Annotated in this window: 20 protein-coding genes; 6 read left to right on the plus strand and 14 right to left on the minus strand. The window is 63.8% G+C overall.

Features of this window, described 5'->3' with window-relative positions; all coding sequences use genetic code 11:
- Positions 1–522 precede the first annotated feature (522 nt).
- On the plus strand, positions 523–975 hold the full coding sequence (locus GGR36_RS00005; RefSeq protein ID WP_183630549.1) for a hypothetical protein: 453 nt from the start codon (positions 523–525) through the stop codon (positions 973–975).
- A gap of 76 nt (positions 976–1051) precedes the next feature.
- Here the strand turns inward: GGR36_RS00005 and minE are convergent, their stop codons facing one another.
- The 5 genes from minE to GGR36_RS00030 all read right to left on the minus strand — a co-directional run bounded on the left by minE (position 1052) and on the right by GGR36_RS00030 (position 4248).
- Complete coding sequence (gene minE / locus GGR36_RS00010) at positions 1052–1327, minus strand: cell division topological specificity factor MinE (protein ID WP_183630551.1); 276 nt, start codon at positions 1325–1327, stop codon at positions 1052–1054.
- Between the two features lie 2 nt (positions 1328–1329).
- Positions 1330–2142, minus strand: a complete 813-nt coding sequence (minD, locus tag GGR36_RS00015) for a septum site-determining protein MinD (RefSeq protein WP_338086596.1) — start codon at positions 2140–2142, stop codon at positions 1330–1332.
- A gap of 51 nt (positions 2143–2193) precedes the next feature.
- The gene (minC, locus tag GGR36_RS00020) at positions 2194–2970 is read right to left on the minus strand and encodes a septum site-determining protein MinC (protein WP_244971031.1); all 777 of its coding nucleotides are present in this window, start codon (positions 2968–2970) and stop codon (positions 2194–2196) included.
- A 76-nt stretch (positions 2971–3046) separates the two neighbouring features.
- Entirely contained in the window at positions 3047–3898 is an 852-nt protein-coding gene (gene hslO, locus GGR36_RS00025) for an Hsp33 family molecular chaperone HslO (protein ID WP_183630555.1), read from the minus strand.
- Between the two features lie 2 nt (positions 3899–3900).
- The gene (locus GGR36_RS00030) at positions 3901–4248 is read right to left on the minus strand and encodes an ArsC family reductase (RefSeq protein WP_183630557.1); all 348 of its coding nucleotides are present in this window, start codon (positions 4246–4248) and stop codon (positions 3901–3903) included.
- A gap of 240 nt (positions 4249–4488) precedes the next feature.
- On the opposite strand from GGR36_RS00030, the gene GGR36_RS00035 reads away from it, so the two are divergent.
- The gene (locus GGR36_RS00035; protein ID WP_183630559.1) at positions 4489–4695 is read left to right on the plus strand and encodes a cold-shock protein; all 207 of its coding nucleotides are present in this window, start codon (positions 4489–4491) and stop codon (positions 4693–4695) included.
- 71 nt (positions 4696–4766) lie between these two features.
- Here the strand turns inward: GGR36_RS00035 and GGR36_RS00040 are convergent, their stop codons facing one another.
- Together GGR36_RS00040 and GGR36_RS00045 are read right to left on the minus strand one after the other, a co-directional pair.
- Positions 4767–5615: a 23S rRNA (adenine(2030)-N(6))-methyltransferase RlmJ gene (locus GGR36_RS00040; protein WP_183630561.1), complete on the minus strand. Its 849-nt coding sequence runs from the start codon at positions 5613–5615 to the stop codon at positions 4767–4769.
- Between the two features lie 105 nt (positions 5616–5720).
- On the minus strand, positions 5721–8036 hold the full coding sequence (locus tag GGR36_RS00045; protein WP_183630563.1) for a Tex family protein: 2316 nt from the start codon (positions 8034–8036) through the stop codon (positions 5721–5723).
- Positions 8037–8245: 209 nt separating this feature from the next.
- On the opposite strand from GGR36_RS00045, the gene GGR36_RS00050 reads away from it, so the two are divergent.
- Positions 8246–8857: a hypothetical protein gene (locus GGR36_RS00050; RefSeq protein WP_183630565.1), complete on the plus strand. Its 612-nt coding sequence runs from the start codon at positions 8246–8248 to the stop codon at positions 8855–8857.
- Positions 8858–8864: 7 nt separating this feature from the next.
- On the opposite strand, the gene GGR36_RS00055 is transcribed toward GGR36_RS00050, so the two are convergent.
- From GGR36_RS00055 to GGR36_RS00065, 3 genes are all read right to left on the minus strand, one after another.
- Positions 8865–10529 (minus strand): methyl-accepting chemotaxis protein, encoded by a 1665-nt coding sequence (locus GGR36_RS00055; protein WP_183630567.1) that lies wholly within the window; start codon positions 10527–10529, stop codon positions 8865–8867.
- Positions 10530–10579: 50 nt separating this feature from the next.
- Complete coding sequence (locus tag GGR36_RS00060) at positions 10580–12244, minus strand: methyl-accepting chemotaxis protein (RefSeq protein WP_183630569.1); 1665 nt, start codon at positions 12242–12244, stop codon at positions 10580–10582.
- 90 nt (positions 12245–12334) lie between these two features.
- Positions 12335–13198, minus strand: a complete 864-nt coding sequence (locus GGR36_RS00065) for a tetratricopeptide repeat protein (RefSeq protein WP_183630571.1) — start codon at positions 13196–13198, stop codon at positions 12335–12337.
- A gap of 182 nt (positions 13199–13380) precedes the next feature.
- On the opposite strand from GGR36_RS00065, the gene purL reads away from it, so the two are divergent.
- The gene (gene purL, locus GGR36_RS00070) at positions 13381–17316 is read left to right on the plus strand and encodes a phosphoribosylformylglycinamidine synthase (RefSeq protein ID WP_183630573.1); all 3936 of its coding nucleotides are present in this window, start codon (positions 13381–13383) and stop codon (positions 17314–17316) included.
- A gap of 38 nt (positions 17317–17354) precedes the next feature.
- Positions 17355–18434 carry a BamA/TamA family outer membrane protein gene (locus GGR36_RS00075; protein ID WP_207064358.1) on the plus strand — a complete coding sequence of 360 codons (1080 nt, stop codon included), beginning with the start codon at positions 17355–17357 and terminating at the stop codon, positions 18432–18434.
- 68 nt (positions 18435–18502) lie between these two features.
- Here the strand turns inward: GGR36_RS00075 and GGR36_RS00080 are convergent, their stop codons facing one another.
- The 4 genes from GGR36_RS00080 to GGR36_RS00095 form a co-directional block, all read right to left on the minus strand.
- On the minus strand, positions 18503–20122 hold the full coding sequence (locus GGR36_RS00080; RefSeq protein ID WP_183630576.1) for a methyl-accepting chemotaxis protein: 1620 nt from the start codon (positions 20120–20122) through the stop codon (positions 18503–18505).
- 148 nt (positions 20123–20270) lie between these two features.
- Positions 20271–21200 (minus strand): carbohydrate kinase family protein, encoded by a 930-nt coding sequence (locus GGR36_RS00085; RefSeq protein WP_183630578.1) that lies wholly within the window; start codon positions 21198–21200, stop codon positions 20271–20273.
- Positions 21197–22408, minus strand: coding sequence for an AGE family epimerase/isomerase (locus tag GGR36_RS00090; protein ID WP_183630580.1), 1212 nt, complete (start codon positions 22406–22408; stop codon positions 21197–21199). The genes GGR36_RS00085 and GGR36_RS00090 overlap by 4 nt, the downstream gene beginning before the upstream one ends.
- Entirely contained in the window at positions 22405–23424 is a 1020-nt protein-coding gene (locus GGR36_RS00095; protein ID WP_183630583.1) for a LacI family DNA-binding transcriptional regulator, read from the minus strand. Before GGR36_RS00095 ends, GGR36_RS00090 begins: the two co-directional genes overlap by 4 nt.
- A 291-nt stretch (positions 23425–23715) precedes the next feature.
- Here GGR36_RS00095 and GGR36_RS00100 point away from each other — a divergent pair, with 291 nt between their 5' ends.
- Complete coding sequence (locus GGR36_RS00100; RefSeq protein WP_207064400.1) at positions 23716–24960, plus strand: ABC transporter substrate-binding protein; 1245 nt, start codon at positions 23716–23718, stop codon at positions 24958–24960.
- The last annotated feature ends 49 nt before the right edge of the window (positions 24961–25009 follow it).

Genomic DNA, 25009 nt, shown 5'->3' on the forward strand with positions numbered 1-25009 from the left:
TGATATTGCGGTCTCCCGTGAGAAAGTAGGTCAGCGTCAGACTACCCCATGCCAGAACCCCCGCCTTCATATGTTGGCGGGGGTTTTTGCTTTTGCGGCTCTCCCTCCTCAAATCAAGCGGACGGAACATCTTGTTGTCCCGGTAGAATTCGACTGTCCAACCTTTTCTCGGTCAGAGCACATGAGTGGATCTCAACGAGCAGTAGCGTTTGTGGTGTGCACGCTTGCTGCACCCATGGCCCTCGCGTTCAACCTTCAGTTTGCCAGTGAAGTGCCTTCAGCCCATTTCGGAGAGGTTGATCGCGGCAAGCATGAGGCAATGCTGAACGAGCTCTTTGACCAAGCGCCTGACGGAAAACACCTTTCGTGGGCGAATGCTGATACGCGGTCCGGCGGGGATGGTGTGGTACGCAAGACTTTCAAACGCGAGGGGAAGTCCTGTCGCGAAGTCCAGGTGAAGACTTACTATCGTTCGCTCCGCGCGACTAACGTTCTGCGAGCTTGCCGGGGGGAGGACGGAGCATGGTCGATCGCAAACTGATTTTCGTGGTGCTTGGCGTAGCGTTTGCGGTGCCGTGTTTTGCCGGAGACTTGAAACTTCCTCAGTCGCGCGAGGACTACAAGAAACTATCGGAAGGTGCTGAAGCGCCTGCGGCTGTTGGGCGGCGTGGCGTTGTGTTGCGTGTGACGGCCGTAAAGAGAACGGAACGAGCGCCGACCTTGATGGATAGCCAGGCGGCGCGAAGGAGTGCGGACATCATGTCTGACCGACCGTTGGTTGCTACGCCCGCGATTGGTAAGGGGGCGAGTGAGGCGCGGTCCGCATTGGCAGAGGTCCCGAAGGTCGAATATCAAGTTGTCGTGCGCTGGACGGACGGTTCGGTAGGAGTTGTGCGGCAAGAGCACGATCCGAAGCTGAAGAAGGGTGATGCGGTCAGCATCGTCGAAGGGAAGCTTGGGCGAGTAGCCCCTTGAGGCGGGAGCATTTCGCTCCCGACGACACGAACAAAAAAGCGCCGCAATTGCGGCGCTTTTTGCTGTCTGCACAGGGTTATTGTCTGATTACTCCGTGCTCTGGTAGCACGATATTGACCTTCAGAGCTTCGTAGTTGTCCTGCTTTTCAAGCTGCACGGAAATATCATCCGGGTTCACCGTGACGTACTTGGAAATCACCGCGATGAGATCTTTCTGCAGTGCCGGCAGGAAGTCAGGGCTCGGAGCGCCGTCGTCCGAACGCTGGCGTGCGATGACAACGGTCAAGCGCTCGCGAGCGATGTCGGCGGGCCGCGGCTTCTTCTGCGTGAAGAGTTCGGACAGCCAGGACATGATTAAGCTCCACCGAAGAATCGTTTGAGAAGGCCAGGCTTTTCGTAGTTCACGAATCGCAACTCACGTTGTTCGCCGAGGAAGCGCGCCACGACGTCCTGATACGCTTCCGCCACATCGGTGTTCTTCATGTGGATCGACGGAATACCCTGGTTGGATGCCTGCAATACGATTTCCGATTCCGGTATCACCCCGAGGAGCGGCACGCGAAGGAGCTCCTGCACGTCCTTGTACGACAGCATTTCGCCTTCTTCGACGCGTTTGGGCGAATAGCGAGTAACGATGAGGTGTTCCTTCACCGGCTCCCGACCTTCCTTCGCACGACGGCTCTTGCTTTGCAGGATGCCGAGAATTCGGTCCGAGTCGCGGATGGACGAGACTTCAGGATTGGTAACGACGAGCGCCTCGTCCGCGAAAGTCAGCGACATCACCGCGCCGTGCTCGATGCCCGCAGGGGAGTCGCACACCGCATAGTCAAAGCCCATGTGCTCAAGCTCCTTGAGCACCTTCTCGACGCCTTCCTCGCTGAGCGCGTCCTTGTCCCGCGTTTGGGACGCTGGCAGAACGAACAGATTCTCGCAGTGCTTGTCCTTGATCAGGGCTTGGTTCAGCTTCGCTTCGCCGTTGACCACGTTGATCAGGTCGTAGACCACGCGACGCTCGCAGCCCATGATCAGATCCAGATTGCGCAGACCGACGTCAAAGTCGATCACAGCGGTCTTGAAACCGCGCAGCGCCAGCCCGGAGGACACCGAGGCGGATGTGGTCGTCTTGCCCACGCCGCCCTTGCCGGAAGTCACCACGATGATTTTCACGATCTTCCCTTCAGTTCAACTTCGAGTAATGGATGCATGGTCGGTGATAGGTCAGCCAAGCTGCAGCGGGTCGAGCCGCAACTGTGCCTTGTCCCCTTCCCCTGTCAGTGTGATTTGTGCGGCGCGCCCGGCGACCTCTTCGGGAAGCCCGCGCTCAAAGGTACGGAACACGCCTGCAATCGACACCAGTTCCGCGCCCAGCGAGGTGGTGAAGATGCGCGCCTTCTGGTCGCCTTGTGCCCCTGCGATTGCTCGACCCCGCAATGGGCCATAGCAATGAATGTTGCCGTCGGCGATGATCTCGGCGCCATTGCTCACGCCGCCGACCACGATCAAGTCGCAACCGCGGGCGTAGATCTGTTGGCCAGACCGCAAGGGGCGGTCGATGACCATCGAGCGGTTCGCCGATGCGGGCGTGCTCTCCGGATCGGCTTTTGAGGCAACTGGCGCTGCAGCGGGTTCGGGTTGATTCGCGCCCGCCGCGGGTGCGTTGCGCAGGTCACCCGAAAGTACCGCCAAACCTGCCTTGCGGGCACCGTCGCCGTGGGCCTCTGGAATGCCGCGTACGGCAACTGGCTGCAGGCCATAACGGCGCAACAGACTGGCAATGCCAGACCAGTCCATGCGTTCGGGAAGGCTGGTGCCGGTCAGGTCGAGCACCGTTGGTTCGCCGGCAAAGAACTCACCCATTCCGCCGAGCATGGCGTGCATCGCGTCCGCGAGCTTCATGACATTGGGGTCGCGCACGATGGCCGTCATGGCCTGCAGCGTTCCGCCCTTGAATTCAATGGTCTTGCCGTTGCTGCGATTGGCCTGCATGCCTGTCATGTGCCGGGAATAGATCTGAAAAGTTTACCATCGACGCGAGCTCGGCTCGGCGGAATTCCTGCCGGATGCGTCAGGCTCAGTGCAGCGTGGGCGGTGGCGACTTGAAAATCGCGCGCGCCTGGTCTGCATCGAATCGGTATTCGTGGTTGGACAGATCATCGCGCACGACCACCTCGCCGTGCTCCGCAAGTATGGCTTCGATCTCGGCCGAGCCAAGCGCGCGCAAGGTTGCGCGTACCTTCTCCCAGTCGGGCAGGAAATCGTGGGAAACAGTGCGTGCCTCGAACAGCCTGAGCGTTTCTTCATGGAACAGACGTTGCAGCAACACCGGGGCTTCCAGCGATAGAAGCTCCCCTGGCGTAACGGTTTGTGCCAGGCCGGCAACCCGGCGCCAGCCATCCGGGTCTTTTTCGTCGGCGGCGGGCAATTTCTGTAGAAACAAGCCGGCTGCGTTGTCGCCATCGGCCGCGAGAAATAGTGCTGCGGGCGCCTGTTCCGACTGTCTCAGGTAGTGCTCGAACACTTCCGCGATGGTTTCACCTTCGAGCGGGACGTAACTCTGATAGGGCTGTGGCGCGTTCTTTGTGTCGAGGGACAACAACAGACGTCCGTCGCCCAGTAGCTCGCCCACCGAACGACCGACGATCGGCCCCTCGGATTTGGCGAAGCCACGCAGGTTAAGGGTTTCGGAGCAGTCGATGACGAGCAGGGGGACTGCGCCGTGGCCAGACAGCTGGAAGGTGATGCGACCAGGCGTCTTCAGATTGGCAGCGATGATCGTCGTGACCGCGGCCATCTCGCCCAGCAGAGTCTCGACAGCGGCCGGGTAGTCGCGGTCGCGCTTGATCTGTTTCCAAACAGGCCCGAGCTGAACCAGGGCGCCGCGCACGTCGAGTTCCTCGAAGATGAAGCGTTGCACGATGTCCATGATCAGTCCTTCAGGGCCGCCGCAAAGGCGGACTCGTCAAGACCGACGAGCAGCTGTCGGCCCCCTTCGATGACCGGCCGTTTGATCAGGCTCGGCTTGGCGACCATCAGGGCAATCGCGCGCGCTGCGTCGATGTCCTGTTTCTCCGATTCCTCGAGGCCGCGCCATGTGAGGCCCTGCGTGTTGAGCAGTTTCTTCCAGCCTGCTTCAGACGCCCAGCGTTCCAGTGTTGCGACGTCGATCCCCGACTTCTTGTAGTCGTGGAAGTGGTACTCGATACCGTTCGCGGCAAGCCAGTCGAACGCCTTCTTCATGCTGTTGCAATTCTTGATGCCGTAGATCGTGATCACGTCGGGATGCCAGATTCGGGTGAAATGTCACGCAATTATCCCTGATCGGACGCAAACAGTTGCCGTTTTGGCCGGACTGCATCCATAATGATTTGAGCAGGATTTCCAGGTCGTTGAATTGCGCGTGACCCCGCCGTCCAGAAACGGTGAAAGTTCGTCGGCTTTGCCTCCCTGAATTCCGTGCCAACGGGGCCGCCAGCCCCACAAATAGTAATTTTTTCGATTCGAGGACGCATCGACATGGCAACTGGTATCGTCAAGTGGTTCAATGACTCCAAAGGTTTCGGCTTCATCACCCCGGATGGCGGTGGTGACGACCTGTTCGCGCACTTCTCCGCGATTCAGTCCAAGGGTTTCCGCACCCTGGCTGAAAACCAGCGCGTGACCTTCGACGTCGTCGAAGGCCCGAAGGGCAAGCAGGCTGCGAATATCCGCCCGACTGAATAAGTAAGCGGCGGTTCCGCCAAATTGAAAACGCCCGGCTTGCCGGGCGTTTTTTCATTTCCGCGATCGCTGACCTATGCGTCGCCGCCGGTTTCCAGTTGAAAGCGCGCGTGACCATCCTGGGCAAGCGTTTGGGTCAGCCAGGGTAACGATTGCTCCAGAGTGGTCTTCAGTGTCCAGGGCGGATTGAGTACCAGCATACCGCTGCCGTGCATGCCCAGTCCGCTCAACGCGGGCTTGTGAACCGTCAGCGTGACGTTGAGCCATGCCTTTGCCGGGAGTTCTTTCAGCTGTTTGGGGAGTTCGTGGCATTCCGGACGCTGCAGCAGCGGATACCACACTGCGTAGGTGCCGGTGCTGAAGCGTTGCAAGGCGTCCTTGAGCACGCTGACAACGGTGCGATAGTCCGTCTTCACTTCGTAGGGCGGATCGATCAGCACCAGGGCGCGGCGCGGGGGCGGTGGCAAGAAGGCACGCAGGCCCTTGAAGCCGTCGGCGCAATCGATGATCAGTTGCGAGGCGAGGGGTTCGAAGTTCTGAGCGAGCAGATCAGCGTCCGTGGGGTGGAGTTCGAACAGGCGCATGCGGTCCTGATCCCGCATCAACTCGGCAGCAAACCAGGGTGATCCGGGGTAAAAGCGCAGCGGTCCGGGCCCGTTGAAACGCCGCACCAGATCGACGTAGCCGCCCAGCGCTGGCGGAAGATCGGGCGCGTTGATCAGGCGCGCGATGCCGCTTTCGAACTCCGCGTTTTGCACCGCATAACCGCGATCAAGCTCATACGCACCCGCACCTGCGTGGGTGTCGATGTACCACCAGGCTTTCTCTTTCTGGTTCAGGTAGCGCAGCAGTTCGACTTCGATGAAGTGCTTGAGCACATCGGCATGGTTGCCGGCGTGAAAGGCGTGGCGATAGCTGAGCATCGTGTGACTCCGGGCAGTGCTGCGCGTTTATTTTAGGTGACGAAGCCGCTGCCGGGCGGCGGAAACCTCCCGGCAGCGGTCGGCAGATGGGTTTGCGCGCCGCGCTCAGCGTTTGAGCGCTTTCGCGAAAGCGCTCGCGAAAGCGTTGGCCGGCGCCGGCTTTTCGTCGCGCCGCGGTGATCGTGCGGGAGCGTTGGTGCGACGGTCACCACCTTCCTGCTTGCGAGCTGCCTGGACTTCATCGGCAAGTCGCATCGTCAGCGCGATGCGCTTGCGCGCAACATCGACCTCCAGCACCTTCACCTTGACGATGTCGCCAGCCTTCACGACCTCTGCGGGGTCCTTGACGAACTTGTTCGACAGCGCAGAGACGTGCACCAGACCGTCCTGATGCACGCCGATGTCCACGAAGGCGCCGAAGTTGGTGACGTTGGTTACGACGCCTTCGAGCATCATGCCGGGAACGAGATCCTTCAGATCTTCGACGCCGTCGCGGAAGCTGGCGGTCTTGAACTCCGGGCGCGGGTCGCGGCCCGGCTTGTCGAGTTCCTTCAGGATGTCCTGCACGGTGGGCAGGCCGAAACGTTCGTCGGTGTAGCGCGCCGGCTGAAGCGAGCGGATGAAGCTCGCGTCGCCCATGATCTCGCGCACGTTGCGTTGCACGTCGGCGAGGATGCGCTCGACCACCGGATAGGCTTCCGGGTGTACCGCCGAGGCATCGAGCGGATTGTCGCCGTTCATCACGCGCAGGAAGCCGGCGCACTGCTCGAAGGTTTTTTCACCGAGTCGCGGCACGGCCTTGAGCGAAGCGCGGTTGCGGAAAGCGCCATGCGCGTCTCGGTGGGCGACGATGTTCTGCGCCAACGTGGTGTTGAGGCCGGAGATGCGTGTCAGCAGTGCGGCGGACGCGGTGTTCACGTCAACGCCGACCGCGTTCACGCAGTCCTCCACCACCGCGTCGAGCGACTTGGCGAGGCGCGATTGGTTGACGTCGTGCTGGTACTGGCCGACGCCGATCGATTTCGGATCGATCTTGACCAGTTCGGCGAGCGGATCCTGCAGGCGGCGTGCGATCGACACGGCGCCGCGCAAGCTCACATCAAGCTGCGGGAATTCCTTGGCCGCCAGCTCCGAGGCTGAGTACACCGATGCGCCGGCCTCCGACACGACGATCTTCGTCATGTGCAGTTCCGGCAGTTGTTTGACCAGATCGCCCGCGAGCTTGTCGGTTTCGCGACTGGCGGTGCCGTTGCCGATCGCGATGAGTTGCACATTGTGCTTCTTCGCCAGCACGGCCAGCGTATGCAGCGCGCCATCCCAATCGCGGCGCGGCTCGTGGGGATAGATCGTGGCGGTGTCGAGCAGCTTGCCGGTGGCGTCCACCACCGCGACCTTCACGCCGGTGCGCAGTCCCGGGTCGAGGCCCATCGTGGCGCGCGGGCCGGCCGGTGCTGCGAGCAGCAGGTCCTTCAGGTTCTTTGCGAAGACGCGGATCGCTTCTTCCTCGGCCTTCTCGCGCAGCACGCCCATCAAGTCGAGCTCGATATGCAGCGAGAGCTTCACGCTCCAGGCCCAGCGCGCGGTTTCCACCAGCCAGCGGTCGGCCGCGCGGCCTTCGTTGCGGATGCCGGCCGCGCTCATGATGCGGCGTTCGCAGGGGTTGGGTTCGGCGAGGCGGGTGCCGTCCTGCGGGTCGGTGTCGAGCACCAGCTTCACGCGCAGGATGTCCTCGTTGCGGCCGCGGAAGAGGGCCAGCGCACGGTGCGAGGGGATGTCCTTGAGCGGCTCGCGGTAGTCGAAGTAGTCGCGGAACTTCGCGCCGTAGTTCTCCTTGCCTTCGACGACGTTGGAGACGACGACGCCATGCGCCTCGACATACTCGCGCAGATTGCCGACCAGGCCAGCGTCTTCCGAGAAGCGCTCCATCAGGATCTGGCGTGCGCCGTCCAGCACCGCCTTGGTGTCGGCGAAGCCGGCCTCGGCGTTGAAGAAGCGCGCAGCCTCGGTTTCCGGCACCAGCGTCGGGTCGGCGAGCAGGGCGTCGGCGAGCGGTTCGATACCGGCTTCGCGCGCAATCTGCGCCTTGGTGCGGCGCTTCTGCTTGTAAGGCAGGTAGAGGTCTTCCAGGCGCTGCTTGGTTTCCGCGTGTTCAATCTCGTCGCGCAGCGCAGGCGTCAGCTTGCCTTGTTCGCCGATGCTGGCGATCACCGCGGCGCGGCGGTCTTCCAGTTCGCGCAAGTAGCCCAGGCGCTCTTCCAGCATTCGAAGTTGGGTGTCGTCTAGGCCGCCCGTCACTTCCTTACGGTAGCGAGCGATGAAGGGCACGGTGGCGCCAGCATCGAGCAATTCGACGGCGGCGATGACCTGGCGCGCCTGCGCGCCGAGTTCAGTGGCAAGGCGGGATTCGATCGGGGGAAGCATCGGGACTCTGCGGCAAAAAACGGAAGGCGCGGACTATGGCGGAAAGCGCCGCCGTCTTCAAGCGAGCATGCCCGACCGCCCCGGTGCGGATGGGATGCCCTGTCCGCTGCGGTAGAATTGCCCCACTGCATCCACTCGAACGGGCGATCCGCCCGGCAAGGTATCGCGTGAAGTTCATATCGTCCCCCCTGGCACGGCGCGCCTACGCCGTGCTGTGCGCGCTGATGTTCGGCCTGGTCGCGGGCACAGCGTTCCCATCTGTCGCGGAAGCTGCCCATCACCACGCCCATTCGGCGTCTGCCGGGAGCCATTCCAGCGGAAAGCACGCTACGACGAAGAAGCAATCTCACGGGTCGGGTTCGCACAAGTCCGGCCACTCTTCGTCGAAGAAGTCGTCGGGCAAGTCGAAGACCTGTTACGAGACGGTGAAGCGCAAGGGCAAGTCAGTGAAGGTCAAGAAGCCTTGCGGCGAGCCGGCAGAAACGGTGGTGAGCAAGAGCCCGATCCGGCAGGGTTCGCTGGAAGGGGCGGCGGCCGGCAGCGAGGGTGCCCCGCTGAAAGCGCGATCCGCGCCGATCCGTGCCTATGCGGTCGACGGCACAACCTTCTTCCACAACGGTCGCAAGATCGTCGTGGACGGTCTGCCGCTCGACGCGAACGCCGGTCTGACGCATGAACATGCCGCCCAGCGCTTGCAGCGTCTTCTCGATTCGGGGGCGGTATCGATCGATCCCGTGTCGGCCGATGACAACGGCGCGCTGCGCGCGCGCGTACGCGTGGATGGGAAGGATGTTTCGGAGCTGATGCGCGCCCAGCCCTGAGGGCCGCTCAGACCTTGAAGCGGTTTGCTGCCTCGCGCAGAGCGACAGCGAAGGCCTGGAGTTCTTCGGCGACACGTGAAGTTTGCTCGGCGGCGTCGGTATTCTCGTGGCTCATGCGTGCAACGTCCTCGACCTGACGCGCTATGTCCTGCGCAGCGGCGCTCTGCTCGGTCAAGGCCGCAGAGACTTCACTGATGGCCGATCGAACCTGCGTGGCGGACGCCTGGATTTCGTTCATCCGGCCAGCTGCCTGACCTGAAAGCGCCTTGCCGTCGAATACGCGATTGATGACTGAATCCATGCCGGACACCGCGTTGCGGGCCGACCCCTGCATCGTGACGACCATCTGCGCGATCTCTTCGGTAGCCTTGCTGGTACGTTCGGCGAGCTTGCGTACTTCGTCGGCCACCACCGCAAAGCCACGGCCCTGTTCGCCGGCGCGCGCGGCTTCGATCGCCGCGTTGAGGGCAAGCAGGTTGGTCTGGTCGGCGACTTCCTTGATCACCTGCATGATCCCGGAGATCCTGTCCGACTGACGGCCCAGATCGTTGATCGTCTCGCCGGCTGTCTGCACCGTACCTGCGATCTGGTCCATTTCGCTGTTGGTCTGCGCGATGATCGACGCGCCCGAATCGGCGGCCGAGCCGGCGTCCTGGGCGCGGACCTGAGCGTCGCGGGTGTTGTCGGAAATGTGGTTGATCGACACGGTCATCTCCTTGATGGCCGACGCCATGGCTGCTGCCGATTCGCTCTGGTTTGCCGAAGCGTCTGAGACCTGCCGCGCTGCCAGAGAGGCCCGGTCCGAGGCTTCCGCGATGCGCGCGGCGTTCGCCAGCACTTCACGCAAGGAGCTCTGCATCTGTTCGATCAACTGATTGAAAGCTGACGCGGTCTGGCCGGCCTCGTCATGTGACCGCACCGTGGCGCGCAGCGTGAAATCGCCGCTACCCGCCACGGCCACGATGGTTCCCCGCATCGCGTCGAGCGACCCGGTGATGGCACGCACGATCAGAAAGGCAAGCACCACGACGGCGGCAATCGAGCCGAGCGACACGAGTGCCACGAAGCCGCTGAAGCGCGAAACGGTGGCGCCGGCCTGCGCCTGGGTTGCGGCCATCCGCTTGAGGCTGAGGGCCTGGAGTTTGCCGAGGTCGCCTCGCACCGCATTGGCAGCATTGCGCTGGGCGTCGATCAGCTTGTAGTACGCCTCGAACAGTTCGCGCTGTTTGACCGGCTGATCGTTGGTGCTGAGGCTGGCGATGACCTCGTTCAGCGCGGTGTCCTGCTCGCGCCAGGCTTCGAACGGTTTCTTCAGCGCGATCCAGGCCTGCTCTTCCTCAGCGTTGCGGGGCGCGGCGGCGTAGGCCTTCCAGCCTGCGTCGATCTCGCTCCACGCCGCGTCCTTCTGGGCCATCAGCCCCTTGAAGAACTCCTGCGCGTACATGTCCTGCTCTTTCAGGGCGACTTCAAGCGTGGCCTCGATCACCCGGGCCTGCCCTGCGCGAACCTGCTGCAGGCCGACCAGGCCGGGCATCTGTTGCTGCGTGACGCCCGCGAGCGTGGCACCGAGCGCGCGCAGGCCCACCCATCCGCCAAGCGCAGCGGCACCGACCGCAAGGACAGCGATGAATGCGAGGATGCCGAGGCGCATCCGTATGCTGATGTTGCGCATGCAAAGCCCCCTTGCATCGACTCCGGCGAAGTGCAGGCCCTGGGCGGACGTCAGACCTTGAAGCGCGAAGCGGCCTCTCGCAGTGCGGATGCGAACGAATCAAGCTCCGTCGAGATCCGGGCGGTCTCCTGCGCTGCGTAGCTGTTGTCCTCGCTCATGCGGGCAACGTGCTCGACCTGCCGTGCGATGTCCTGCGCGGCGGCACTCTGCTCGTTGAGCGCAGCGGAAATCTCGTTGATCGCTTCGGTGACCTGGGTGGCGGAGCCCTGGATCTCGTTCATCCGCGCAGCAGCCTGATCGGACAATTCCTTGCCTTCGAACACGCGGCTCACGACCGAATCCATGCCCGACACCGCATTGCGGGCCGAGCCCTGCATCGTAACAACCATCTGCGAGATTTCCTCGGTCGCCTTGCGGGTGCGCTCGGCGAGTTTGCGCACCTCGTCGGCCACCACCGCGAAGCCGCGGCCCTGTTCGCCGGCGCGCGCGGCTTCGATCGCCGCGTTGAGCGCGAGCAGGTTGGTCTGGTCGGCGACTTCCTTGATGACCTGCATGATCCCGGAGATCTTGTCGGACTGCCGGCCCAGGTCGTTGATCGTCTCGCCTGCCGTCTGCACGGTGCCGGCAATCTGGTCCATTTCGCTGTTGGTCTGCGAAATGATCGTGGCGCCTGAATCGGCGGCGGTACCGGCTTCATGGGCCCGGTGCTGCGCATCGCGGGTGCTGTCGGTGATGTGGTTGATCGAGACGGTCATCTGTTCGATCGCCGAGGCCATGGCCGAGGCGGATTCACTCTGGCTGGTGGATGCGTCGGAGACCTGGCGTGACGCCTCGGCGGCCTTGCCGGCCGCGCCGGAGATGCTTTCGGCGTTGGTCAGCACCTCGCGCAGCGACTCCTGCATTTGCTCGACGAGCTGGTTGAACGCACGGGCGGTCTGGCCGGTCTCGTCGTTGCTCGTCACGTCGGCACGGATGGTGAAGTCGTTGTTCGTAGCGACCGAGGTGATCGCACGGCGCATCTTGTCGAGCGCGCCCGTGATGCTCTTGAAGAAGAGCCAGCCGAGGGACAGCAACACCGCAACGGCGATCGCGAACACCGTAAGCATGACGCCGATCGCTGCCTTGCTCGACGTTGCGCCCGACGCGCCGGCTTCTTTCGCGTACTTGACGTTCAGCTCGACCAGCTTGTTCAGGTTGCGCTCGACTGCGTACTGCGCGTCTTTCCAGTCGGTGACGTAGAAGTAGTACTTCTCGAACAGCTCAGCCTGATGTTCGAACTCTGTGTTGTTGCCCAAGTCGGTGATCACCGCGTTGAGCTTCACATCGAAATCACGCCAGCGTTTCAGGCCAGGCTCGAGTGTCTTCCACGCTTTGTCCTCATCCTCGGTGCGCGCCTGAGCCGCGTACGCCTTGAGTGCGGCGTCGAGGGCCGCGGTGGCCTTCTGCTTTCGTTCAAGAATGTTCTTGAACTGGGAGTTGGCGTATTTCTCCTTCTCCCAGGTGGCCGCTTCAAGCGTGTAGGCGTACAGCGCGTACTGGTTGCTGCGAACGTCAGAGAGCGCGATCACAGATGGCAGTTGGGTGCTGCCCAGTTGCGTCATCGCATTGCCAACCCGGCTGATGCCGACCCAGCCGGAAAGACCGACCAGTACGAGTGTGCCGATCGAGATGAGAACCAGCAGACCGAGTTTGGCCTTGACGGTCAGGTTGCCCATGAGGGTGCTCCTCCAGCTTTAAGCTTGTCGTTATCGATAGTCCACCGGCGCAGGTGGCTACTACGGATAACGGCACCCTGTGGGCGGGCTTTAGCGATTGAGTGTCGCGGCCAGTTCCGAACGGTAGCGGCGTACCAAAGATTCGTCCGGGATCGCTGCAAACAGTTGCAGCATCATCAGGCGTCCGGCGTCGTCCTCGAAACTGCGGTCGCGACGCACGATTTCGATCAATTGCGCGAGCGCCGGCTCGTAGTCGCGGCGCGCCGAGAGCAGGCGGGCAAGCGCCAGCCGGGCGCCGAGGTCACCGGGGTTTGCCGCGATGCGGGCTTCCAGCGCGTCGCGTTCGCTGTTGTCCGGCGCGCCTTCCTGCAGGGCAAGGCGCGCGCGCAGGGCAGCGAGTCGATCGACGTCGCGGGCGGGTTCAGCTGCGCCGTCGATCAACAGGCGGGCGGTCGGCAGGTCTTGCTGATCGAGCAGCACCTCGATCAGGTCGAAATAGCTGGCTTCGTCGCGTGGGTCGATGTCCTGCGCCTGCTCGAGCAGCGAACGTGCTTCGTCGAGGCGACCCGCGTCACGGGCGATCCGCGCCGCCTCGCGCAAGGGCGCGGCGGGCGAGGGCAGCAGGCTTTCGATGAAGGCGCGCAGCGTCGCTTCGGGCAGGGCGCCGGTGAATTCGTCGACCACCTCGCCGGCGACCACGGCCTTCACATTCGGGATACCGCGCACGCCGAACTTCGCGGCCAGCGCCTGGTTCTCGTCCGAATTGACCTTGGCAAGCAGGAACTTGCCGCCAAACTCTGTGGCGAGTTTCTCGAGCACGGGGCCGAGCGCGCGGCAGGGGGCGCACCAGGGCGCCCAGAAGTCGACCAGCACCGGTGCGTGGTGCGACGCGGCAAGCACGCGCTGCTCGAAATCGGCGGTGGTGACATCGAAGATGAATGCACTGCTTGCCATGGTGGACTCCAATGATTGCGTTTTACTGCTCAAGTTTGGGCAGCTGCCGGCCGTTTCAAGAGACTTCGAAACCCTGCCGACGAGGCGCCAAGTCCCGGTATAATCACGGTTTTTCACCGCCGGCGCCCATTCAGCGCGTCGGTCAGAACCGATTTCCCCTGGCTAGCCCCTTCGGAACCACCATGCCCGAGATCCTCAAGCTGCGTGGCGCGCCCGCGCTTTCCGCTTCCCGTCTGGAGCGCCTCACGGCCCAGCTCAAATCCGCCCTGCCGAAGTTGAAGGGGCTCGCCGCTGAACACTGGTACTTCGTCGAGATCGACACGCCGCTCGCTGGCGACGAGGCCGAGCGCCTGGCGGACCTGATCGGCGCCTATCCGCAGGGTGACGCGCCCGCGGGCGAACTGCTGCTGGTCACCCCGCGCCTGGGCACGATCTCGCCCTGGTCGTCGAAGGCCACCGACATCGCGCACAACTGCGGCTTCGCGAAGATCAAGCGGATCGAGCGCGGCACCGCCTACACGCTTGAAGTGCGTGGTGGCCTTGATGCCGACGCCCGCGCTGCCGCGCTGCCGGTGCTGCACGATCGCATGACCGAATCGGTGCTCGACAACGTCGACGCTGCGCACGGCCTTTTCGCCCACTATGCGCCGCAGCCGCTCACCACGGTCGACATCATCGGCGGTGGCCGTGCCGCGCTGGAAGTGGCCAACGGCGAACTGGGCCTGGCCTTGTCGGATGACGAGATCGACTACCTGGTCGACAACTTCACGAAGATGGGCCGCAACCCGACCGACGTGGAGCTGATGATGTTCGCGCAGGCGAACTCTGAGCACTGCCGCCACAAGATCTTCAACGCCAGCTGGGTGATCGACGGCCGCGCCGAAGAGAAAACCCTGTTCGGCATGATCCGCGATACCCACAAGGCGCAGCCCGAGCACACCGTGGTCGCGTACTCGGATAACGCCGCGATCTTCGAGGGCGCCGAGATCCAGCGCTTCTATCCGGAGAAGGATGGTCGCTGGAGCTACAAGCCGGAGCTGACCCACATCCTTGCCAAGGTCGAGACGCACAACCACCCGACCGCGATCTCGCCCTTCCCGGGGGCGTCGACCGGCGCGGGCGGCGAAATCCGCGACGAAGGCGCGACCGGCCGTGGCTCCAAGCCCAAGGCGGGCCTCGCGGGCTTCACCGTGTCGAACCTGCGTATCCCGGGCTATGAGCAGCCTTGGGAAGTGAACTACGGCAAGCCGGAACGCATTGCCTCGGCGCTGCAGATCATGATCGACGGCCCGCTCGGCGCGGCCGCGTTCAACAACGAGTTTGGTCGCCCGAACCTGACCGGCTACTTCCGTGCCTTCGAGCAGGAAGTGATGGGCGAGGTGCGCGGCTACCACAAGCCGATCATGATCGCGGGCGGCGTCGGCAGCATCCAGGCCGAGCAATCCTTCAAGAGCGACTTCGCAGCCGGCACGCTGCTGATCCAGTTGGGCGGGCCCGGCATGCTGATCGGCCTGGGCGGCGGCGCTGCCTCGTCGATGGCGACCGGCACGAATACCGCGGATCTGGACTTCGCCTCGGTGCAGCGCGGCAACCCGGAAATCGAACGCCGCGCCCAGGAGGTGATCGATGCCTGCTGGCAGCAGGGCGAGAACAACCCGATCCTGGCGATCCACGACGTTGGCGCCGGCGGCCTCTCCAACGCGATGCCGGAACTGGCCGATCACGCCAAGCTGGGCGCGCACTTCGAGCTGCGCAACATCCAGATCGAAGAGCCGGGCATGAGCCCGCGCGAGATCTGGTCGAACGAAGCGCAGGAGCGCTACGTCCTCGCGATTTCGCCGGACCGTCTGGCCGACTTCGAAGCGATCTGCGTGCGCGAGCGCTGCCCGTTTGCGGTGCTCGGCACCACCACCGCCGATGGCCGCCTGACGGTGAGCGACAGTCACTTCGGCAACAAGCCGGTCGACATGGACATGCAAGTGCTGCTCGGCAAGCCGCCGCGCATGACGCGCGACGTGGCCAAGCGCGACATCTTCCTGCCGCCGCTCGACACCACCGCGGTGGATCTTGCGGATGCCGTGGGCCGCGTGCTGCGTAACCCGACCGTCGCCTCGAAGAACTTCCTCATCACCATCGGTGACCGTTCGGTAGGCGGCCAGACCGCGCGTGACCAGATGGTCGGCCCGTGGCAGGTGCCGGTGGCTGACGTCGCGGTGACCACTGCCAGCTTCCACGGCTACCTCGGCGAAGCGATGGCGATGGGCGAGCGTACGCCGCTGGCCTGCGTGTCACCGACGGCATCCGGCCGCATGGCGGTCGGCGAGTCGGTGACCAATCTGCTCGCCGCTGATGTGTCGGACATGAAGCAGATCAAGCTTTCCGCCAACTGGATGGCCGCCTGCGGCCACCGTGGCGAGGACGCCCACCTGTTCGCCACCGTGAAGGCGGTGTCCGAGTTCTGCCAGGGCGCACAGCTGGCGATCCCGGTCGGCAAGGATTCGCTGTCGATGAAGACGGTGTGGCAGGACGAAGGCGCCGAGAAGAAGGTCGTCGCGCCGCTGTCGCTGATCGTGACCGCCTTCGCGCCGGTTGGCGATGTGCGCCGCACGCTGACGCCGGAACTCAAGACCCTGCCGGGTGTGGAGACCGAGCTGGTGCTTATCGATCTGGGCCGCGGCAAGCATCGCCTGGGTGGTTCGGTGTTTGCGCAGTGCTTCAACTCGGTCGGCGAACACGCGCCGGATATCGATGCGGAAACGCTGAAGGCCTTCGTGGCCGCGATGGCCGAGCTCAAGCGCGATGATCGCGTGCTCGCCTATCACGACCGCGGCGATGGTGGCCTGCTCGCCACCGTGGCCGAGATGGCCTTCGCGGGCCACACCGGTGTGTCGCTGGAACTCGATTCGATCGCCTACGACGGCCACCTGTCGGATGTGGATGGCGGCGAGAAGAAAGCCGGCATGCTCGCCGGCCGCTTCAACGATCGCGTGCTGGCCGCGCTCTTCGCCGAAGAACTCGGCGCGGTGATCCAGATCCGCCGCGACCAACGCGATGCGGTGCTGGCCACGCTGACCGCGCACCAACTCGGTGGCGCTGCCCACTTCATCGGTCAGCCGAACGATCGCGATGAACTGCGCATCTGGCGCAACGCGAAGATGATCTTCGCCGCACCGCGCGCGGAACTGCAGCGTGCCTGGAGCGAGGTCAGCTACCAGATCGCGAAGATCCGCGACGACGCGACCTGTGCGCAGGAAGAATTCGACAGCCTGCTCGACGCCAGCAACCCGGGCCTGTCGGTATCGCTGTCCTTCGACGCGGCCGACGATATCGCTGCGCCGATGATCGCTACCGGCGCACGGCCGAAGATCGCGATCCTGCGCGAGCAGGGCGTGAACTCGCAGGCCGAAATGGCCTCCGCGTTCGAACGCGCCGGCTTCGAGCCGTTTGATGTGCACATGTCCGACCTGTTCTCCGGCCGCTACACGCTGGACCAGTTCAAGGGCCTCGCGGCCTGCGGCGGCTTCTCGTACGGCGACGTGCTGGGCGCGGGGCAGGGCTGGGCGAAGTCGATCCTGTTCTCGGACGCCTTGCGCGCGCAGTTCGAGGCCTTCTTCGGCCGCAACGACACCTTCGCGCTGGGCGTCTGCAATGGTTGCCAGATGATGGCGCACCTCGCTCCGATCATCCCCGGTGCCGAGTGCTGGCCTACCTTCCAGCGCAACCGCAGCGAGCAGTTCGAAGCGCGCTTCGTGATGGCGGAGATCCCGGAAAACCCGTCGATCCTGTTCGCCGGCATGGCGGGCAGCCGCATGCCGATCGTGGTGTCGCACGGCGAAGGCCGCGCGGTGTTTGACGGCATCGACGCGCAGGACAACGCCAGGATCGCGCTGCGCTACATCGACAACGCGGGGCAGGTGGCGACCCGCTATCCGGCGAACCCGAACGGTTCGCCGGACGGCATCGCCGGCCTGACGACGCCGGATGGCCGCTTCACGATCATGATGCCGCACCCGGAGCGCTGCCGCCGCACGCTGCAGATGTCCTGGGCGCCGGACTTCCTCGGCGAAGATTCGCCGTGGATGCGCATGTTCCGCAACGCGCGCGTCTGGCTGGGCTGATGCGCCTGCGGTGCGCCGCACTGCTTTCGGCTTGCGTTATGGCAGGTGCCGCGCAGGCGGCGCCTGAGCGTTTCACCGACCCGGAAGACGGCCGCGTTGACGCCAGCGAATACCTGTTGACATACAAGGGCCTGCTGCCGGTTCCGGTGATCATCACCGAGCCGGCCGTGGGCTACGGCGGTGGCATGGTGGCCGCATTCTTCGATCAGTCGATGTCGGAGGCGGCGCAGAAGAACCTGGAGGAATCCGGGCGCGCGGCACCGCCGAACATCTCGGCGATTGGCGGCTTCAAAACGGAGAACGGCACCTGGGGTGGCTTCGCTGGCCACATGCACACCTGGCAGGGTGACCGCATCCGCTATCTCGGCGGCGTCGCGAAGCTCGACATCCGGCTCGACTACTATGGCCTGGCCGGCCAGGCCCGGCGTTACGGCGTCGAGGGCGTTGGCACGGTGCAGCAGGTGCTGATGCGCGTTGCGGACACGCCGTGGCTGATCGGCGTGCGCTATGCCTATCTCGACTCCACGATGCGCTTCGAGCGGGAGCGACCGCCTGAACTGCTGCCGGAATCGACCAAGGCGCGTATCGGCAGCGCCGGCTTGCTGGTCGACTACGACACCCGCGACAACTTTCTCTCGCCCAACAAGGGTACCTACGTCGAGGGTGAAGCCAACTTCATCCGCCCGGCGCTCGGCGCGTCGATGAGTTTCGATCTGTACGGGCTGCGTGCATACCATTGGTTGCAGCTCGCCCCGCAGTGGGTACTCGGCCTGCGCGGCGACTACCAGCATGCGACGGACGGCGTGCCGTTCTGGGGCCAGCCTTTCGTCAAGCTGCGCGGTATTCCGGCAGCACGCTATCAGGACCGCAGTACCGCGGTCGGCGAACTGGAACTGCGTTGGGCGCTGGACGAGCGTTGGTGGCTGGTCGGATTCAGCGGTGCCGGCAAGGCTTATGGCCCGCGTACCGAATTCAGCGCGGCAGAGACTGCTTACGCCTGGGGCGGCGGTTTTCGCTATCTGATCGCCCGCAAACTCGGCTTACTGGCCGGCCTCGATGTCGCCCGTGGTCCGGAAGACAGTGCGTTCTATATCCAGGTGGGCAGCGCGTGGCGCTGAGTCCGCAGCGCGCTATCGTCTGAACCCCCCGGTGCTCAGGCGCTCACGCGGGCTGACGCGCGATGGGCTCAGACGCGGAAGCGCCCGATCTGCTGGTTCAGATCACGGGTCAGGTCGGAGAGGCCCTTTACCAGCGCGCTCACCTGCGACACCGCATTGTGATTCTCTTCGGTCATCGCGGCGATGCGCTCGATGTTCTCGGTGACGCCATGGGCGGCGGCGCTCTGGCTGTGGAGGGTGCTCGATACGCCATGCACCTGCGTTACCGTGCTTGCCGACGCCTGCAGAATCTCGTCGAGTGAGCGGGCCACCCGATGGGTGCAGTCGACGCCTTCGTCGATGCGGCTGCTGGCGTCCTGAATCCGCTGGTTGGCCTGGCTGGTCTCGGACAGCACCGTGGCAATCCGCCGCGAGATGTCGTCGGTCGACGCGGTGGTGCGTTCTGCAAGTTTGCGCACTTCATCCGCGACCACGGCGAAGCCGCGCCCCTGTTCGCCGGCGCGCGCCGCTTCGATCGCGGCATTGAGCGCAAGCAGGTTGGTCTGATCGGCGATTTCGCGAATCGTGCGCACGATGGTGTTGATTTCCGCCGAACGGTCCACGAGGGTGTTCATCACCTGCGAGGCGTCCTTGAGCGCCAGCGCGACTTGTTCGATCTCGCCCTGCGCCTGAGCGGCCGCTTGTGCGCCTTCCTGCGCCTTGAGGCTGGTGTGTTCGGCGTCGTTGCGCAGACGATCGGTGCTGCCAGAGAGCAGGTCGATGCCGTTGCTCATTTCGCTGACGGCACTGGTGGCGGCGGAAGACGCCTGCGCCTGTTGCGAGGAGGCTTGTGCGACCTGGTCTGCGAGCTGTTCCATCTGGCCGACGGTGCTGTCGAGCTGCCGGGCCTTGAGCGTCGTTTCGCCGATGAAGCTGCGGATCGACTGGAACACCTGGCGGAACGCCCGCACGGTGGCGCCGATCTCATTCGCGCCCGCATCGGGGATGTCGCGGCTGAGGTCGTTCTCCGCGGCGATTGCGGTGGCTGCTTTCTGCGTGCTTTCAAGCGGCCGCCGGATCGAGAGGGTGACGAGCACCGCGATGGCCGCGCCCGCGAGTGCTGCGACCGCCGCGAGCGAAGCGAGCATGGTCGTCACTTTGTTGCGCAGGTTGGCCAGCTGGGCGGAGGCGCCGTCCGAGCGTTTCTGGCTCGCCGTTGCGAGCCCGTTTAGCGTCGCCTCCAGTTTGGTGACCGCCTCGACGGCTGACTGGATGGCAGTGCTTGCGTTGGCCGAACTGCTGAACTCGCCCTTGCCGATCCGGTTCGCCAGATCGTTGTAGCCGGCTGCATAGTCCTTCATCTGGGCTTGCATCGCATCGAGCTTGGCCCCGTCCTCAGGCTCGGCGAGCTTTCGGCCGGCGGAGAGTGCCGCGCCGAACCGGGCGTTAGCCTCGCTCCACTGTTTGCGCAGTTCTTCGACCTTCTTGATCTGAACGAAATTGATCAGCGTGTCTTTCTCGATCGAGCGCATTACGCCGAGCGCGTTGCTCATTTCACCTACACGGACGTAGAGCGCGATGTCGGAGTCGATCAGGCGGGTGATCTGGTCGTGCTGGCTGCGCACGCCGAAGATGCCGATCAAACCTACCAGCAGAATCAGCGCGAGCATGATCGCGAAGCCGGCGCCGATCCGAACCGCAATGGACAAATCCTTCATCCTTCCCCCCGCCGAGTGTCTTGAATGGCGGCATCAACCGCCAGCGCCTCGATACGTGCGCTTGTCGGGGGGTTAACGGCCGCGCCGCACCGCACTTGAATGGTGCAAGGCAGCACCCTTCATTCGTCAATCCGTGCGATCAAGTGGTCGCGTGAACGCTTACTTGCTTAATCAAGGGGGCGATATCGCCCGGGGTCGGCGGGGTAGCACCGGCGTGCAGACATGCTGCGCTGCCGCAGGCAATGGCATGAGCGAAGTGCTCCGGCCATGACGCTCCGGGCGCCTGCATCAGGCTTGCGACGAGGCCCGCGATCGTGGCATCGCCCGCGCCGACAGTGTCGACTACCTTGACGGCGGGGGGCGCTGCCGTCCATTCCCTGTCGGCGACAAAGAGGCTCGCGCTTCTCGCGCCGGTTGTGTAAAGGACAGGCTTGCCGCCGCGCGCGGCGAGCAGCGACGGCAGCGCATCGGTGGCGTTGGCTGTGCGATAGAGGCCGCAAAGGTCTTCATCCGAGACCTTCACGACATCGGCAAGGGCGAGCATCTGCTGGAGCGTCGCGTCGTAGCGCTCGTCCATCAGTACCCGGTAATTGGGGTCATAGCTGAGCTTTACCCCTTGCTGATGCAGCGCGTGGGCGAGATCGACCAGGCGCTGCGCGAGGCCGGGCCGGGTGAGGCTGATGCCGCCGAAGTGCGCCCACTGGATCGTTTCGCGCCAGCCCTGCGGCAGAAGCGCGACGTCGAATTCGAGATCGGCCGCGCCAGCGCCGATGAAGAAATACGCGGGTGGCCGTGTCTGATGGACGATTGCCAGCAGCGGGGCGGCGTGGGCCCGCTGCAGGTAGCGCAGATCAAGGCCTGCACTGGCACTGGCGTCAGCAAGCGCATCGCCGAAACAATCCTTGCTGACGCAACCGGCGAAGGCACTGGCCACACCGAGCGCGGCGGCGGCACGGCCAACGTTCCAGCTTGCGCCGCCGTTCTTGGCGTGCCACGCATCGCCTTCGCCGCGGATCATGTCAGTGAGCGCTTCGCCAAAGCTGACGAAGCGCGCGAGCGGCAGTGTCATGCGTGATGTCCCAGTTGGCCGAGGACTTCGTAACAAGCGCCCATGGTGTGGTAATCGACCTTGCCGGCCGGGCTCTTCTCGTCGCTGTAAGGCTTGTTGTCCCCGGTGAGGATGCGGAACCAGGCGCCGTAGCGATGATCCACGAAGTGCCGCCAGGCGTAGTCCCAGATGCGGTCATACCAGGTCCAGTAGCCGGACTCTCCGGTGCGGATCGCCAGGCACGCGGCTGCGGCAAGGCTCTCAGCCTGCACCCAGAAATACTTGTCGTCGTCGCAGATGCTGCCGTCGGGCGCGAAGCCGTAGTAGATGCCGCCATGTGTATCGTCCCACGCGCGCTGGAGCGCCGTGTCGAACAGGTGGCGCGCACGAGGCAACAGCCATGCGGGATCGTTCGCGAGTTGCGCACGATGCCGTTCGAGCGTCAGCAGCAGCTTGGCCCATTCGGTCAGATGCCCGGGTTGATAGCCCCAGGGCCGGAAGATGTTGCTCTTGTCGTGGCGGTTGTAGTCCCAATCGACCGACCAGTCGGCCTTGTAGTGCTCCCACATCATGTCGCCGGCGAGCGCTGCCTGACGGACGGTGATGTTGTGCGCAAGCCGTTCGGCGCGATGCAGGTGACGGACTTCTCCGGTTGCGTCGTAGGCCGCAAGCATCGCCTCGCAACTGTGCATGTTGGCATTCTGACCGCGGTAGTCGCTGACCACCCAATCGGCATCCGCCTCGTCGGCGTAGAGGCCAGCTGCTTCGGACCAGAATCGCGCTTCCATCAGCGCGATGGTCTCGTCAAGCCATGCGCGGCATTCGGTGATGCCGGCCATCAATGCATGTGCGTAGGCCAGTACCACGAAGGCGAGGCCGTAACAGTGATTGGTCGAGTCGGTGACGGTGGCTTTGCCGGTTTCGTCAAGCTGCAAGGTCCATGCATAGCCGCCATTGGGTTGCCGGTGCGCCTCGCGCAGGAAGCGGACGGCATGCATGCACGCGTCGCGATAGGCGTCGTTGCCGAAGCGACGGTAAGCCATCGCGTAGGTAAAGACGAATCGCGTGCTGCTGACAAGGTGACGGCTGTCACTATCGTAGATGCTTCCGTCATCGCGGAAGTAGTGGAACATGCCGCCGCGGGGATCGATCGCTCGCGGATGGTAGAAAGCCATCGTATGGCGGATGTGCGCCAGCAGGAATTCGGGCGCGCGAAAGTTCGGGTTCATGATTCGACGCCTCCAAGGTCGTCTGGCGCGATGCGCGCGCTGCCACGCACCACGAGTTCGACAGGCAGCACGACCTTCGTAGCGGGCTTGCCTGCGGTGATGTCGGCAAGGCACTGCATGCCGATGCGGCCCATTTCTTCCTTTCCGATGCGCAGCGTCGTCAACGGCGGGGTCGAGAGTGCGGCCGCGCCGATATCGTCGAAGCCGATGATCGAGATGTCTTCGGGAATCCGCACGCCGCGACGCTGGCAGGCACGCATCGTGGCCAGGGCGCAGACATCGTTGTAGGCAAAGATGGCTTCGGGCGGGGTCGGCCGCGCAAGCAACTCATCGACCGCGCGGGCGCTGGCGCCTTCGGGGTCGTCCGAGCGATCCAGCAGGATCTCGAGCTCGGGGTCACCGGGAATCCCGTGGTGAAACAGCGCGGCGCGGTAGCCGCGCATCCGCTGCAGGATGCTGTGGTGCGACAGCGGCCCATGGATGAACGCGATGCGACGGTGGCCCGATGCGATCAGTCGGGAGATGGCGGTAAAGGCGCCACCTTCGTTGTCGGCATTGATGGCGGGCAGATCGCGCCACTGGTAATCGATCAGCACCAGGGGGTGCCCGGTGGCGACCAGCTCCGAGAGGACTTCATCCTCGAGAAACCCGGCGCACAGGAACCCGTCTGGCTCGTGAAGGGCAACGATCATGTCGTGCAACGGGTCGGTCGGGGCGACCGAAAACAGCGACATCGCAATGCCGTGCTCTCGTGCTGCGGCTTCCGCGCCCTGCACTACATGCGAGAAGAACTGGTTGCCGGTCAGCGTGGAGTGCTGGCGATGAAGCAGGCACACGACGCGCTTCAACGGACGGGCACGCAAGCGCCCGATGTCGTATCCCAAGGTGTCTGCCGCGGCCAGGATGCGTGCGCGGGTCTCATCGCTGAGACCCGGTTGGTTCTTGAGTGCACGGGACACGCTGCCGACCGACACGCCGGCGCGCGCTGCCACTTGGCGAATGCTCACTGGTTTCATGGCGCGCAAGTATCCCGCACGGACGGCGTTTAGTAAACAAAAGTGCTTGCAGCTTTGATAAAGATCATGGTATACCCTGATTTGCAAGTCAGCATTAGCTGTCTTGGCAATTAGATGTTGCGTTGCAAGGTCGAAATGAACAAAAAATGCGCTTGCCGTTCTTTTGTTGTTTAGTAAACTGCATTATGTTCAGTCGGCTCTAAGAAGGGGCCCGCTCGCTCATGCGCTTATGGGGCGATGTCGGGTTACCGCCAGCAGCACGGAGGAGAAACCACAATGAAGGAGACAAAAATGCGTGTAGCGGGAATTGCTCTGGCAGTCGGTCTGGTTTTCGGTATGAATGCGGCGCGTGCCGCTGAAATCGAAGTGCTGCACTGGTGGACCTCGGGTGGCGAGGCAAAATCGGTGGCTGAACTCAAGAAGATGCTTGAGGCCAAGGGCCACAAGTGGAAAGACTTCGCAGTGGCTGGCGGCGGTGGCGAAAACGCGATGACGGTGCTCAAGTCTCGTGTCGTTTCGGGCAACCCTCCGGTGGCCGCACAGATCAAAGGCCCGTCGATTCAGGAATGGGGCGAGACCGGAAAGCTCGCCAACATCGATGCGACCGCCAAGGCCGAAAAGTGGGATTCGCTGCTGCCGGCTGGCGTGGCGAACATCATGAAGTACAAGGGGCATTACGTGGCGGCGCCGGTGAACGTGCACCGTGTGAACTGGATGTGGGCCAACCCGGAAGTCTTCAAGAAGGCCGGGGCGGAAGTGCCGAAGACCTGGGACGAGTTCTTCGTCGCGGCCGACAAGATCCAGAAGGCAGGGTTGATCGCGGTGGCGCATGGCGGACAGCCGTGGCAGGACTTCACCGTGTTTGAGTCGGTGGTGCTCGGCGTAGGCGGCCCGGCCTTCTACAAGAAGGCGCTGGTTGACCTTGACCAGGCTTCGCTGAAGAGCGACACGATGGTCAAGTCCTTCGAGGTATTCGGCAAGGTACGCAAGTACATCGACAAGGACAGCGCCAACCGCGACTGGAACCTGGCGACTGCGATGGTGATCAATGGCAAGGCCGGCATGCAGTTCATGGGCGACTGGGCCAAGGGTGAGTTCACCGCCGCCGGCAAAGTGCCGGGCAAGGACTTCATCTGCGCCGCCGCACCGGGAACGGACAAGGGCTACACCTTCAACGTCGACAGCTTCGTGATGTTCCAGCAAACGAATGCGGATACCACGAAAGGTCAGGGCGACCTCGCTGCGGCCATCATGAGCAACGAGTTCCAGGAAGTCTTCAACCTGAACAAGGGCTCGATCCCGGTTCGCCTGGGCATGAAGATGGACAAGTTCGACGACTGCGCGAAGATGTCCTCCAAGGACTTCGTCGCAACGTCCAAGTCGGGTGGCCTGGTTCCGTCGATCGCGCACGGCATGGCCGTTCCGTCGGCGACCGCCGGTGCGATGCAGGACGTCGTGACCCAGTTCTTCAACGGCACGGGTGTCACACCGAAGCAGGCTGCTGACAAGCTGGCTTCCGCCGCCAAGACCAAGTAAGCGGCATTGCACGGCAAGGGGCGGGGCTGCGGCTCCGCCTCTGTCGCAG

Source organism: Niveibacterium umoris (assembly GCF_014197015.1).
Lineage (GTDB): Bacteria > Pseudomonadota > Gammaproteobacteria > Burkholderiales > Rhodocyclaceae > Niveibacterium > Niveibacterium umoris.